Here is a 13067-nt window from a genome sequence, read left to right as displayed (position 1 = left end):
AGTCGGCACTTCCCGCTGAATAGCCGGCAGGAAGGGGCCACGGAGGGAAAGTAATGAAACCGGCGACTGGTTACGCAAGTCAACCGAAGGCAATGGATCCGCGCAGCACCGAAGCTTGGGCGCTGGCGGAAGCGTCGCGGCGCCTCATATTGGCAGCGCGCGTGACCGACGATAAGGGCGAAGCCATGCGAACGGCTTTAGTGCTCAATCAGCGCCTGTGGTCGATTTTCCAGGCTTCCTTGATCGATCCGGCCTCCGAGCTGCCCAAGGAAATACGTGACAACGTCTTGGCACTGTCCGTTATGGTCGACCGTCATCTGATGGCGCGCCTCGGCGACCTCGATGGCAGCAAGATTCAGCCCATCATCGATATCAACCGGTCGATTGCTGAAGGATTGTCGATGACGCCGGAACTGGCGGCTGACGCCAATCCGGCACCCGTCGTCCCGGCGCAGGCAACACCGGCACCAGCGACTGGCAAGCATGCGCAGCCTTTCATGAATTTGACGGCGTAAGGCCGTCCGCGGAGACTGAGGCTATGGCTACAACACCTATCAGCGCAAGTGCGGCAGCCGCCAAGGCACAGGCAGAGCTGGTGGCAAAGAATGCAGCCATCTTAAAGCAGGCTACCGCCGATACCGCGGCCGCCATTGCCGCAAGCAATGAAAAGGCGTCAGGGTCGGATACCGATCTCGCTGCTCTCAATGCCCAGATCACGGCCGAGGTCGACCAGATCAAGCTGCAGCAGTCGATCACGCCCCAGGAATTCGAGAAGCAGACCAACGACGTCAAGATCGATAACAATATGACGGCGCGGGACATCGGCGTCCTGCGCAAGAATGACAGCCGGCTCAATCTCTTCAGTGCCTTATCAACTGGCGATGCCGTCGATGTCTTCCGTTTCAAGGTGGCGACAACCGGCAATGTCAAATTGGGTACGTTGATCGCCGACCCGACAGATAAGGAGCTGTTCCGCGTCCAGCTTTTTTCCAAAAGCAGCGGCCAGTTGATTGCTGATCAGGATCCGTCGTCCGGTGATGCCTACGCTGCATATCAGAAGCTGGAAGCTGGTACGCTGGAGCTCAACCAGGGCGACTATGTCATGCGACTCTCGCGCCTGGGTGGCCAGGACCCGCAGTCCAAGAACGAAATTCAGTATGCGGTGCAGTTGACGCAGGGCGTTTACAAGAACGACTACGATACGATCGAACAGGGCACTTCGACTTCCCAGGATGCCTATGGCTTTGCCACCAGCCTGGGTGTCGCCACAGACAATTTGGTCAGCAGCCTCAGCTCTGGCTATTCCTTCATCTCCAATCTGCCGGCCATCGGCACCTCAGCCACCAGCAAGCTTAACGGCGTCCTCTACGACTCTTTGTTCTAATTGGATAATTTGATGTCAGGCCAGACTTACGAACAACCGTTGCGCATTTTCATCGGCTACGATCACCGTCAGGCGGTCTCTTATAACGTCCTGCAGTTCAGCATCCTGCGCCGTTGTTCAAAGCCCATTGCGATCACGCCGCTGGTGCTGCCGACCTTGCCAATGACTCGCCAAGGGCTCACCCCCTTCACATTCAGCCGTTTCCTGACACCATGGCTGTGCGGCTATCAGGGCTGGGGCATGTTCATGGATATCGACTATCTGTGCCTTGCCGATATGGCCGAGCTCTTCGCCCTCTGCGACGACCGCTATGCCGCCATGGTCTCGAAGAACGTCAAGAAATTCGAATGGGCATCGATGATCATGTTCAATTGTGGTCATCCCGCCAATCGGATCCTGACGCCGGAATATGTCGAGGATCCGAAACAGGCGCGCGCACCCCATGGCCTTGACTGGCTGCCCGACAATCTGGTTGGCGATCTGCCGCGGGAATGGAATCACCTGGTCGGCTACGATCCGCCGCGGACGGACGCCAAGCTGGTGCATTACACCCAGGGCATGCCGATCTTCGAGGAAACCAAGGGCAGCGAATACACCGCCGAATGGCTGGCCGAGCATCAGGCTTCCAACCAGACCAAGACCTGGCAGGAACTGATGGCTCATTCCGTACATGCCGCCAAGACAGCCAGCGGCCGCAAGGTCGCGAAATTGCATCACGAGGCGATCCTGCCGCCTGCTTGAGGATATCAAAGACACAAACGAAAAAGGCCCGAGATCTTCTCGGGCCTTTTTCTTTGTTGTAACAAATAGTTAGACTGGCTCAACCAGAACCGGCTTCTCCGGCTTGCGCTCGACCAGCACCCAGAAGCCCTGCGGCATCTTCTGGAACACCGTGAGGTCGAAGCGCTCCATGAATTTCGGCAGCCACCAGCTCGGCGGCTCCTGGATGAGATGCGCATTGCGGCCGTCGGGCAGTACTTTGATCGCCGGCCCGGTATGGACGGTGAAGAACCCCCGCTTCATGACCAGCCGCTTCAAATGATCGAGCACGTTGTCGAGATAGTTTGGCTCGATATGCTCCAGCACATCAATGCAGCAGACAAAACCGCAGGGCGCCGGCTCGGCTGCCCATTCCGGTCGCGCCGGATCGTAATGATGGATATTGAGCGGCGTGCTGAACATCGGCCGCAAGGTTTCGCCAAGGCGTCCCTTGCCGGCGCCGTAATCGAGGAGCTCGGTAGTGCCTACCTGCTGCATGATTTTGGCAACCACCGGCGCATACTGCACTGATGCGACACCATAATGGGGATTCTCATGCAGCTTTTCCTGCATGCGGCGATATTCTTCGCTGATCTGCCCGCCGGGATTAGCCGCGCCTGGGGTTGCCATGATTTCGCTCCATCTCACTGGCCATCTTAGTTGTGCACAAGATTAGCAGTTTCCATGCCATCCTGCGCCCAATCGGGCCGGAATGCACCATTAACCGTCTATGGCACGGATTATGCTCACAGTTTCTGGACATTTCCTTAATGGCCACCTACCGTCAGGAACTGGGATGATACCGATGCTTGCAGATGCGGACACGAGGCCGACCACCATGCAAATCGATCCGCGCGTCATCGACGCCGTGAAAAGATACGACGCCGGCATGCCGGTGATTGCCATTCCCTATAAAGGCAAGAAGCTGCGCTATGCCTTGCCCGGCAAGACACCGCTGTGGCGCGTGCAGACCTTGTTCACCAAGGAACCTTCCACCATCGAATGGCTGGAGGCAATCGAACCTGGCGCGGTCCTGCTCGATGTCGGCGCCAATGTCGGCATGTATACGGTTTTCGCCGCAGTCATGCGCGACGCCAAGGTCTTTGCCTTTGAGCCGGAATCGCAGAATTACGCCCTGCTCTGCCGCAACCTGGTCGCCAACAATCTTTCCGACCGGGTCACCGCATTTTGCTGCGCCCTCTCCGACGAAGCCAAATTCAGCACCATCCATTTGTCCGATTTCACCATTGGCGGGTCTTGCCACAGCTTCGACGCCTCGGTCGACTTCAAGCTGGAAGAGCGCAAGTCGCCCTTCGTGCAGGGTTGCTTCTCGGCTAAGATCGACCAGTTGATCGCCGACGGGCTGATGCCGGTCCCCAATCACATCAAGCTCGATGTCGACGGTTTCGAACACAAGGTCATTGCCGGTGCTGCTGCGACGTTGCGCCATCCTGACGTACGTTCGCTCATCATCGAAATTAATCCGCATCTGCCTGAGCACCGCCAGATTCTGGATGACCTCGCGGTGCTGGGATTCCATTACGACCCGGCACAAGTTGCGATCGCGGCTCGGACCGAGGGGGCGTTTACGGGAGTGGGCGAGTATGTTTTCCGACGTTAAGCTCCATCTGATCTACAAGATCGCCAACACTCAGATCCGCAGCTATCCGTTCCCGCACATCTACGTCGAGGACATTTTCCCGAAAGAATTCTTTGCGGAATTGCAGCGAAATCTGCCGGACAATGACGGTTATACCGTCCTGGTTGACAGCGGGCGGGTCGGAACCGGCTATTCGCGGGCACGCCTGTCACTGTTCCCGTCCGACCTCGACAAAGCCAATCTAAGCGCCGCGCAGCGCGATTTCTGGCGCCGCGTTTTTGACACGCTGGGGGATGGCGAGTTCGTGAACTGCGTCTTCGACCGCTTCCGGCCGCAGATCGAGCAGCGCTTCGCCAGTGCCGGCGGTACCAAGCGCGGCCTCAAAGTCTGGCATGAAACGTTCCTGATGCGCGATCTCGACACCTACTCGCTAGGGCCACACACTGATAATCCCAGCAAGCTGGTCTCGATGCTGTTCTATCTGCCCAAGGACAATGCCGCCGAAGAACTCGGCACCGCTCTCTACATTCCCAAGGAGCGCGGCTTTACCAATGAAGGCGGGCCGCATCTCGACTTCAAGAACTTCGATCACGTCATAACAGTGCCCTATGCGACCAACGTGGTCGCCGCCTTCCCCAAGACGGCGGCATGCTTTCATGGCGTCGAGCCGGTCAAAGGCGCCAACAAGCAGCGCGACATTCTGTTCTTCGACCTCAAGGGCAAATTCAAGGACTGAGCACGCGACAAGACGCGTCGATATTCTGGCGGCGGCAATCCAACGATGCCGCCGCCATTTTTGTATCTAGGAAAATCTCGTCCTAGCACCCCGGCAAGCCTTGCGTGCGGCACGACGTCAATTGCCGCCCTCCGCTTCTCACCATTCCCTATACCTCTGATACATATCAATAAAAATGCCTCGCAGTTGTTGGCCCGCAACTTGCTTTAACAGCTCAACGAACAGCTTTATCAGCGACAAGAGGCAGCAAGATGAGCATCCTTGGGGCAATGTTTACGGCGGTTAGTGGTGTAAACGCCCAGTCCAAATCTCTCGGACATATCTCGGACAACATCGCCAATTCCCAGACAACCGGTTACAAGAAGGTCGATACGCGCTTCGAGACGCTGATCACCGTCTCCAACGCCAACCTGCATCAGCCAGGTGGCGTCGTGGCCTCCCCCTACTTTGCCAATTCGCTGCAGGGTAACGTCAATCAGACGCAGACCCTCACCAACATGGCTATCAGCGGCCAGGGCTTCTTCGTGGTGAGCCGTCCTGAATCACAAACGGCCAATCAGACGCTGTTCAACGATCTGCCTTATTACACCCGCGCCGGCGACTTCGAAGTGAACCGCGACGGCTATCTGGTCAACAACGGCAATTACTATCTCAATGGCTGGGCGGTCGACGAGACCACCGGCATCGCCGACACGGCGACACTGGCGCCGATCCAGATTACGCAGACGATCGACGAACCAACGGCCACCACCGAATTGGAATTCGTCGGCAACCTGCCGGCCAGTTCTGTCGTGAACCCGACGCCTGCCCTCGCGCCTACCAATATCAAGGTCTATGATGCACTCGGCAATCCGCATACCGTGTCGCTGGTCTGGGCCAAGCGCGCCGACAATCTGTGGAAGCTCGACATCGTCGCCGCGGACAGCACGCTCGATCCGGTGTCCGGCACCCTCGTCGGTGTCAACGATCAGGCCATGGCGGTCGCCAATACCACGGCCAACGTGCCGGCGGTCTCACAGGTTGATACCGTCACACTGCCGTCCGACGGCCTCGCTTTCGGCCAGTCGCTAACCTTCACCATCGGCTCCAATTCCGTCACCGTGACGGCACCGGTCGGCGGCTACAGCCAGTCGACCGTGGGCTCTGCGCTGATTGCCGCCATCAATGGCAATCCAGGCCTTTCGGCACAGGTAACCGCCGGCAACCTCACTGCTACCACCTTCGACGTTTCAGCGGATGTTGGCGGCACACCCTTCACGCTGACCCTGGGGGGCAGCGGTTCCGGCCAGACCGATACTGTCACCATCCCAGTGACTGGTCTCGCCGCCGGCGACACCATCAGCGCCACCATCAACGGCACGCTGATCACCTATACTGCGGTCGGCGTCGAGACCGCGCAGACCGCACGCGACGGCCTCATCGCCTTGATCAACGCCAACGTGACCGTCAATGGGCAGGTCACGGCGTCACCTGGCGCCAGCAACACGATCCTGATCGACGCCGATGCCGCGCAGGGCACCTTTACCAACGTTGTCTCCGACACCCTGACGGTAGGCGCCCTGACTCTCGCCACGGCAACCGGCGCTTCCTCCGTGAACACCACGGCCAACGGCCTGCCGACCGCCCAGGTCGATACGGTCACGCTGAGCGGCACCGTGGGCCCGGGCGAAATCGGTGATACCTGGACCGTCAACGTCGGCGCGCAAACCGTCTCCTATATCGCCAACGGCACCGAAACCAGTCTCAACGACGTTGCCATCGGCCTTGCGGCACTGATCAATGCCAATTCCTCGCTCGGCGTCAGTGCCACTGCCCTCGGCGGCACGGTGCAATTGACCGCCATCAACGCCGGCACGGCCTTCAGCTCGACGGTGAGCGCTTCCAATGGATCGACCAATTCCTTCATCGACGTGCAGTTCGGCACGACGGCGGCCACGGCCGGCAAGCTGGTGGGCATCAGCAACGCCTACAACATCAACGGCAACGCCACCACGCCGACGGCACAGAGCGCCAATGACGATGCCATCATCACCTTCCAGGTCGACTATGGCGTTGGCCCGCAGGTGATCGAGCTCAATCTCGGCAAGTTCCAAACCACCGAAGGGGCAACGCAGTTCGCTGGTCAGACGATCGATGTGCGCCGCTTCACCCAGGACGGTGTACCGCAAGGCATCTTCAAGGACCTCAACATCCGCGACAATGGCGATGTCGAACTCAACTACGACAACGGCCGCAGCCGGATCTTCTTCAAAATTCCAATCGCCCAGTTCTACGACGGCAACACCCTGAAGCGCGAAGGTGCACAGGCCTTCACCGAAACATTCGACAGCGGCTCGGCACGCCTCTCGGGTGCCGGTGAGAACGGCTCAGGCACATTACGCGGCTCGGCCGTCGAAGGTTCCAATGTCGATATTGCCGAAGAATTCTCAAAGATGATCGTCACGCAACGCTCTTATTCCGCCAATACACGCGTCATCACCACAGCGGACGAGATGTTGCAGGACATTATCAATATCAAGCGGTAAATAAAGAACAGATCGGGATAGGCAGTCATGTCACTGACAGGCGCCCTCAACGCCGCGGTCTCCAGCCTGCGGGTCAATCAGGCCAGCATCCAGGTGCTGTCGGCCAACATTGCCCATGTCAACGACCCCAACTACACCAAGAAGACGCTCAACCGCGAATCCCTGGTGTTTGGCGAATCGCAGATCGGCAGTGTCGGCGTCGCCTCCTATTCGTCCGCCGTCAACGAAAGCCTGCGCAAGCAGATGGAAAGCCTGATCGCGCGCAACGGCACCAGCGGCGCGCAGGACGACTATATGACCCGGATCCAGCAGCTGCTGGGGACGAGTTCCGACCAGGCCGCCCTGCCCAATCTGTTGTCGCAGTTCACCGCGGCCTGGCAGACCTTGCAGGCGACCCCGGAATCAAAGGCGGCACAGACGGCGGTGATCCGCTATGGCGAGCAGCTGACCGAGGAGATCAACCGGGTTGCCGCCGGTATCGATTCCATCGACGGCGCTGCCAAGGACGATGTCACGCAATCGGTCGGCCAGCTCAACAGCCTGCTGGAGCAGGTGTTCGAGCTCAATGTTAAACTGCGCTCCACCGCCGAGGGCGGCACCGAACAGGCCGAGCTCATTGACCAGCGCGACCAGCTGGTGCGTGAAGTGGCGAAATATGTCGACGTGCGCACGATCGAGCGCGACAACGGCGCCATCGCCTTGTTTACGCCGGCTGGCCTCAGCCTGGTCGACGGCCCACCCTCCAATTTCATTTATGACGGCACCAACATCTTCCGCAGCGAGGACACGACCACCCCGGTCGATACCCTGCTGCGCGACGGCAAGATCCGCGCCCTTCTCGACTTCCGTCTCGACAACAGCGGCAAGGCCCTGCCGGTCAGCTCGGATCCGGCGACCGAAGTCATCCGCAAGATGCGCTCGCAGCTTGACGCCGTGGTCAAGGCGCTGACTTCGACAGTGGGCTCGACATTCAGTTCCGCCTATGATGCTGCCGGCCAGTCCTTGCGTATCGAAGCCTCGTTCCAGACCACGGTCCAGGCGCAACCCAATTCAGCACAATATTCGACCGTCAACCTGACTGGTGACCTGCGCGCCGGCGACGTTTTTGAGGTCGAGATCAACGGCCGTATCTTCAGCTATACCGCGCAGGCCACTGACGCCACCCTTGATGCCATCGCCAGCAAGCTCGCGGCCCTGGTCAATGGCGATACGACATTGGGTGTCACCGCCATTGCCGGTGCCTCCAAGTTCCAGCTGGTGGGCAGTGCGGCCGACACACCGTTCTCTGTCACCACACGGGTCAATGGCGAATTGCCTGAACTCAAAAGCGGCTTTTTCACCGGCACCGACCGCTTCAGTTTCCAGGTCAATCAGTCCCTGCTCGACGGCACTCAGCAGCTGAAGAAGAATTCCGCCTCGGACGTGGTCAATGCCCTCAACAGCACAGACCGCACCTATGTGGCAGCGGGTCTCACGATCAGCGGTGTCTCCTATAAGGGCATGCTGGTGGGCCTGACCGGCACCGCTATCGCCAACGCCAAATCGATTGCCGACCAGGCAAAATTCGATACTGAGAGCCTGTCCCAGACCGAGCAGCGCTATCAGGCCGAAGTCGGCGTCAATCTTGATGACGAACTCGCCAATCTGCAGGTCCTGCAGAATGCCTACGCCGCATCGGCAAGGTTGCTGACCGTGATCCAGACATTGTTCGACACGTTACAGGCCGCGGTCAGATAGGGTTGAGGATTAGAAGATGAGCATCAACGCCTATAGTTCCTACGCCGCCTATCTCGGCAACGCAGCCGGCTTCAAGAGCCTGCAAAGCTCGCTTGCCCTGCTCACGCAGCAGCTCAATACCGGCAAGAAGTCGACCAATCTGGTGACTTATGGCGTTCAGGGTTCGCGTCTGCTCGATCTTCGTGCCGAAATTCAGCGTCGCGAAGGCTATCTCGACGCGATCAAGGCCGCCACTCCCGACGTCAAAGCCTATGACAAGGTCTTTGATAGCATGGAGAAGATGGCCAGCAACATGTACAGCGCGTTCCTGAGCCCGCTCACGGACCCGCCGACGACGCAGCAGAACAAGATTACATTCGGCAACGATGTCGGTGATATCGGCGATGTCGGCGACATCTATAAGGTGACGGTGGACGGCAAGCTCTACTCCTATGTCACCAGCGGCCTGGAGGGCAGCCTCGACGATATCGCCGGCAATCTCACCGATCAGATCAATGCCGAGCCCAATACCAGAGTCGTCGCCAAGGTGGTCAACAGCCAGATCATCATCACGGCCAAAGAAATCGGCATTTCGTATAACGTCGCGGCCAGTGTCACCAACGTGACGGGTGGCGCCGACAACGAGGTGACCGCGGAACAGACCCGAGCCGGCAAGATATCCCCGATCGTCGGCCAGATCGACAGCGCCATGAGCCAGTTGCAGGCGCTGCTCAACGAACAAGTCAACGACCGCTTTCTGTTTGGCGGGGTGACCTCCAACGACAAGCTGCCGGTGGTTGATCTCGACCGTCTCCCGGATCCCTCGGGCAGCGCCAATTCGGCAACTTCGTCCACCGTTCAGCAATTGGCGGCGGGTACGACGGTGCAGCAGGTCCGCATCAGCACCGATTATCTCGGCGCGCTGCAGTCGGAAACCTTCACGATCAACGCCCAGAACTTTACATTCAATGGTCCGCTAACGGCTCAGGAACTGGCCGACCAGCTCCGCACGGCAATCAATGCCTCGGTCCCGTTGACCGGCGTCGTGACCGTGAGCGACGTTGATGCCAAGGGTCTGACCATCACGGCAACGACCCCTGGTACGGCCTTCAGCACGACCATTACCGGCACCGATCCGACGCCGTCCAAGGCGACGACGGTCCAGCCGAATATTCCGATCGGTGCGACGCAGGTCGACCTCATCCAGTTGGCAGGCCCCGTGGGCACGATCAACGAGACCTATAGCGTCACCATCATGGACCCGCCGACTAATACCTTGCCGGTGACCATTTCCTATAAAACGACCGGCGACGAGACCAGCCTCGACGACATCGTCAATAAGCTCATTGACAAGATTACGGCCTATCAGCCGCCCTTCTCCGTCACCGTGACGGCGCCGGGCAATGGCCAGATCCAGATCGCCTCGAGCACCGCCTTCGAGTCTCATGGCGCGGTGCAGGATGCGGCGACGATCAAGACCACCCAGCGCACGGTGGTGCCTGTGGCGCAGGAAGACCAGATCGCGCTTCCCGGGCCGTTCGGCGATGCCGGCGACATCTACACCATCAACTTTACGGCGCCCGTGGGCGGCCCGTTCAGCGTCACGACGACGTCCGCTGACGATGAAAAGTCAGTGGCACAGAAATTCGCTGGCTTGATCAATGCCGGCGGGTTCGGTGTCACGGCTTCCATCAAGAACAATAAGCTGGTGGTCGAATCCGACACGCCGGGCACCGCCATGACCTATACCGCCGTGCTGACGACCGACGTCGGCCAGGTCAGTGCCGCCCCCGTCATCACCACGAATGTGGCCAATATTCCCGCCGGCCCCTTGCCGCAGATCGACACGGTCAGCCTGTCCGGTCCCGTTGGCCGCAAGGGTGATGCCTTTGAGCTGACGATCAATGGCCGTACCGTCCGCTATACCACCACGGGCAGCGAACGCGACATGGACGCTATCGCCATCAATCTGGTGGCTCTGGTCAACGCTGCGGTGCCCAGCATGGGCGTGACCGCAAACGCCGGGGCCACGGGCACAGGCGCCTTCACGATCACATCGAACACGCCGGGCGTTGAACTGACCACGGCCCTTGAGGTCATTCAGCCGACTGTCGTCACAAATCCGGTGGCGCCGATCTACAACGAGCATCAGGAAACATTCGATTCGGCCAATGCCTGGGAACGCGGCAAGCTCACGATCGCCGACCAATTGACCATTCGCAGCAGCTTTTCGGCCAACGAGGCGGCTTTCCAGAAGCTGCAGCTGGCGCTGCGCTATGCGAAGTCGGCGGTCGAGGATATCGACAATTACCAGGCTAAGATCGAAATCGCCCGCGGGCTCACCAATGATGCACTGACGGGGATCCGCGCGCTGCATGCCGATAACACGGTGAATGATGCGCTCATCTCGGCCACGACCTTGTCGCATCAAACGTCGATCAACCTCTATACCGACGGCACTGCCCAGATAGAAGAGGTCGACAAGAACGAGGTTGCCGCCAAGATCGACGTGGCGCAGACCCAATTGCAGGCGATCTTTGCCGTGATGGGCACCACCAACCAGATCTCTCTCGTGAATTTCCTGGCTTGAGGACCGTTGCATGGACACCAATCGGATCGACAATCTTTTCGGCCTCACCAGCAAGACTGCAACCGCCAGATTGGCGGATAAGGATGTTGGCGCAAAAACCGGTGGCTTCGCCGATCTTTTGTTCGGCGTTATGAGCCAGCGCGCCGACAACCTGGCGCTAGATCAGATCAAGGCAGCCACCAACACAACGACCGCCTCATTGCGCAGCGGCCGCGGCCTGCCCAGCAGCAGCCCGAACGCGGGCCAGCGCAACGATCTGACGGCGCCGCTGTCGCGTCAGGACCGTCACATCGACCGCGATCGTGTCGCCAGCGGCAAGAGCGACGATTCCGCAGTAAAGACCAGTCAATCGCTGGACGACCGCCCCGCCACCCCCGTTCGCACAGACCGCAAGCAAGACGCCATCACCAAGCGCGGCTGTGATGACCAACAGGTTGACGACGTCGCTGAAGGCGAAATGCTCGACACCGGCAGTCAGGTCGACGCTGCGACCGAAACTGATCTGCCTGATGACTCGCAGGATGCGGGCCTCGGCACTGATGGTGGCGATACCGGCGCCGACGGCGGCAAGCGTGACGAACCCGATCAAAGCGCAGAGCCGCAGGCTGGACTCGCCCTGGTCGCCAGTGCTGTACCCGTCGACGAAACGGTCGTGACGCGCGAGATCGGCACGGACGTTGTCCCACAGGTAAACCCCACCACCCCGGATACGGCGACGAAGCCGTCGGCTGATATCGGTGAAGCTGCAGCACTTGCTGCCACTGCCTCCCTGCCCGACATCGCCGATATCGCCAGCAGCGGCCAAGATGCTGCGCCAGAATCCTCGATTGGTGCATCCGCCAAAACGGATGAGGCGGCAGATACGGCCAAGCCCGCGGTTACATTTGCAGCCACGGTCGCCTTGGCAACGTCTGGCGATCTCGATGCCACCGACGCTGAGGCCCAGAAAGTCGCCCTCACCGCCGATAACGAGCGCCAGCTCGAAGATCCGGGCAATCTTTTTCGCCGCAATAACAATGGTGGCCGCAAAACCGCATCCGTCGGCCAGGGGGCCACCCAGGGAACCAATGGTGGTGCGCATCCCGGCGCCCAGAACAATGCGCAGGCAACACCCGATCTTCACGCCGCAGTAACCCAGGCCAGTGCCGGCAGTACTGCCGGCAGCGCAGCAACTCTCAGTACGGTCGCGCCGATTGGCTTCGATTCTGGCCTTGGCACCTCCACGGGCCTCCCCGGATGGAACCTCCATCTGGCCCAGGGCAGCGCGATCAGGCGCGGCGACTTCGTGGCCAGCCTGCGCCAGCACCTGCAGAATTTGCCGGTCCACGATCAAGTGGCGCTCAGCATTCAGCGCTCGCTCCGCGACGGAAACGGCAGCATCACGTTGCAGCTTTCACCGACCGAGCTCGGCCGGATCCACGTAAAGCTCGATATTGACGAGGAAAACAACGTCCAGGCCTCCGTCATGGTCGAACGGCCGGCCACGCTCGATCTTTTGCAACGCGACATGAAGGCGTTGGAACGGGCCTTGCAAGAGGCTGGTCTGAAAGCTGGCCCGGGTGACCTTTCCTTCAGTCTCCAGGGTGGCGATCCGGAAGCTTTTGCCCGTGACTTCGGTTCCGGCAACGGAACTGGTTCAGGGGGCAGCGGTCTGGCGGCGGACAATGGCGCCGATGACCTGCCTGCCACCACAGCAGCTCCGGTGATCGCGACCGGCGACGGTTGGGTTGACGTTCAGGTCTAGAATTGAGCATTGG

The 13067-nt window shown here is 59.8% G+C and carries 10 protein-coding genes; 9 read left to right on the top strand and 1 reads right to left on the bottom strand.

The genetic code is table 11. The annotated features are described in order from the left end of the window. Positions 1-53: 53 nt before the first annotated feature. From AC1DWZ_RS03405 to AC1DWZ_RS03395, 3 genes are read left to right on the top strand one after another with little or no spacing between them, the layout of a single operon-like run. Complete coding sequence (locus AC1DWZ_RS03405; protein ID WP_477167454.1) at positions 54-515, top strand: flagellar biosynthesis regulator FlaF; 462 nt, start codon at positions 54-56, stop codon at positions 513-515. Positions 516-538: 23 nt separating this feature from the next. After that, positions 539-1384 carry a hypothetical protein gene (locus tag AC1DWZ_RS03400; RefSeq protein ID WP_477167453.1) on the top strand — a complete coding sequence of 282 codons (846 nt, stop codon included), beginning with the start codon at positions 539-541 and terminating at the stop codon, positions 1382-1384. A gap of 12 nt (positions 1385-1396) precedes the next feature. Continuing rightward, positions 1397-2125 (top strand): hypothetical protein, encoded by a 729-nt coding sequence (locus AC1DWZ_RS03395; protein WP_477167452.1) that lies wholly within the window; start codon positions 1397-1399, stop codon positions 2123-2125. Positions 2126-2194: 69 nt separating this feature from the next. Here the strand turns inward: AC1DWZ_RS03395 and AC1DWZ_RS03390 are convergent, their stop codons facing one another. Beyond that, positions 2195-2773 (bottom strand): methyltransferase domain-containing protein, encoded by a 579-nt coding sequence (locus AC1DWZ_RS03390; protein WP_477167451.1) that lies wholly within the window; start codon positions 2771-2773, stop codon positions 2195-2197. A gap of 208 nt (positions 2774-2981) precedes the next feature. Here AC1DWZ_RS03390 and AC1DWZ_RS03385 point away from each other — a divergent pair, with 208 nt between their 5' ends. The 6 genes from AC1DWZ_RS03385 (at position 2982) to AC1DWZ_RS03360 (ending at position 13054) form a co-directional block, all read left to right on the top strand. Beyond that, entirely contained in the window at positions 2982-3764 is a 783-nt protein-coding gene (locus AC1DWZ_RS03385) for an FkbM family methyltransferase (protein WP_477167450.1), read from the top strand. Further along, positions 3748-4479: a 2OG-Fe(II) oxygenase family protein gene (locus AC1DWZ_RS03380; RefSeq protein ID WP_477167449.1), complete on the top strand. Its 732-nt coding sequence runs from the start codon at positions 3748-3750 to the stop codon at positions 4477-4479. Before AC1DWZ_RS03385 ends, AC1DWZ_RS03380 begins: the two co-directional genes overlap by 17 nt. A 251-nt stretch (positions 4480-4730) precedes the next feature. Further along, the gene (locus AC1DWZ_RS03375) at positions 4731-7004 is read left to right on the top strand and encodes a flagellar hook-basal body complex protein (RefSeq protein WP_477167448.1); all 2274 of its coding nucleotides are present in this window, start codon (positions 4731-4733) and stop codon (positions 7002-7004) included. 27 nt (positions 7005-7031) lie between these two features. Further along, positions 7032-8741 (top strand): flagellar hook-associated protein FlgK, encoded by a 1710-nt coding sequence (flgK, locus tag AC1DWZ_RS03370; RefSeq protein WP_477167447.1) that lies wholly within the window; start codon positions 7032-7034, stop codon positions 8739-8741. A gap of 16 nt (positions 8742-8757) precedes the next feature. Next, entirely contained in the window at positions 8758-11310 is a 2553-nt protein-coding gene (locus AC1DWZ_RS03365) for a hypothetical protein (protein ID WP_477167446.1), read from the top strand. A 10-nt stretch (positions 11311-11320) separates the two neighbouring features. Further along, a complete protein-coding gene (locus AC1DWZ_RS03360; protein ID WP_477167445.1) occupies positions 11321-13054 on the top strand; it encodes a flagellar hook-length control protein FliK in 1734 nt (577 codons plus the stop codon). Positions 13055-13067 lie beyond the last annotated feature (13 nt).

The sequence above is a fragment of the Dongia sp. P2_B8 genome (assembly GCF_056404715.1).
The sequence above is the reverse complement of the archived record's forward strand: the minus strand, read 5'-3'. Positions and strand labels throughout refer to the sequence as shown.

Excerpts from the sequence above, each read along its gene's own strand:
- AC1DWZ_RS03365 (WP_477167446.1), top strand. The coding sequence starts at position 8,758 with ATGAGCATCAACGCCTATAGTTCCTACGCCGCCTATCTCGGCAACGCA.
- AC1DWZ_RS03375 (WP_477167448.1), top strand. The coding sequence starts at position 4,731 with ATGAGCATCCTTGGGGCAATGTTTACGGCGGTTAGTGGTGTAAACGCC.
- AC1DWZ_RS03405 (WP_477167454.1), top strand. The coding sequence starts at position 54 with ATGAAACCGGCGACTGGTTACGCAAGTCAACCGAAGGCAATGGATCCG.
- AC1DWZ_RS03390 (WP_477167451.1), bottom strand. The coding sequence starts at position 2,773 with ATGGCAACCCCAGGCGCGGCTAATCCCGGCGGGCAGATCAGCGAAGAA.
- flgK (WP_477167447.1), top strand. The coding sequence starts at position 7,032 with ATGTCACTGACAGGCGCCCTCAACGCCGCGGTCTCCAGCCTGCGGGTC.
- AC1DWZ_RS03395 (WP_477167452.1), top strand. The coding sequence starts at position 1,397 with ATGTCAGGCCAGACTTACGAACAACCGTTGCGCATTTTCATCGGCTAC.
- AC1DWZ_RS03385 (WP_477167450.1), top strand. The coding sequence starts at position 2,982 with ATGCAAATCGATCCGCGCGTCATCGACGCCGTGAAAAGATACGACGCC.
- AC1DWZ_RS03400 (WP_477167453.1), top strand. The coding sequence starts at position 539 with ATGGCTACAACACCTATCAGCGCAAGTGCGGCAGCCGCCAAGGCACAG.
- AC1DWZ_RS03360 (WP_477167445.1), top strand. The coding sequence starts at position 11,321 with ATGGACACCAATCGGATCGACAATCTTTTCGGCCTCACCAGCAAGACT.
- AC1DWZ_RS03380 (WP_477167449.1), top strand. The coding sequence starts at position 3,748 with ATGTTTTCCGACGTTAAGCTCCATCTGATCTACAAGATCGCCAACACT.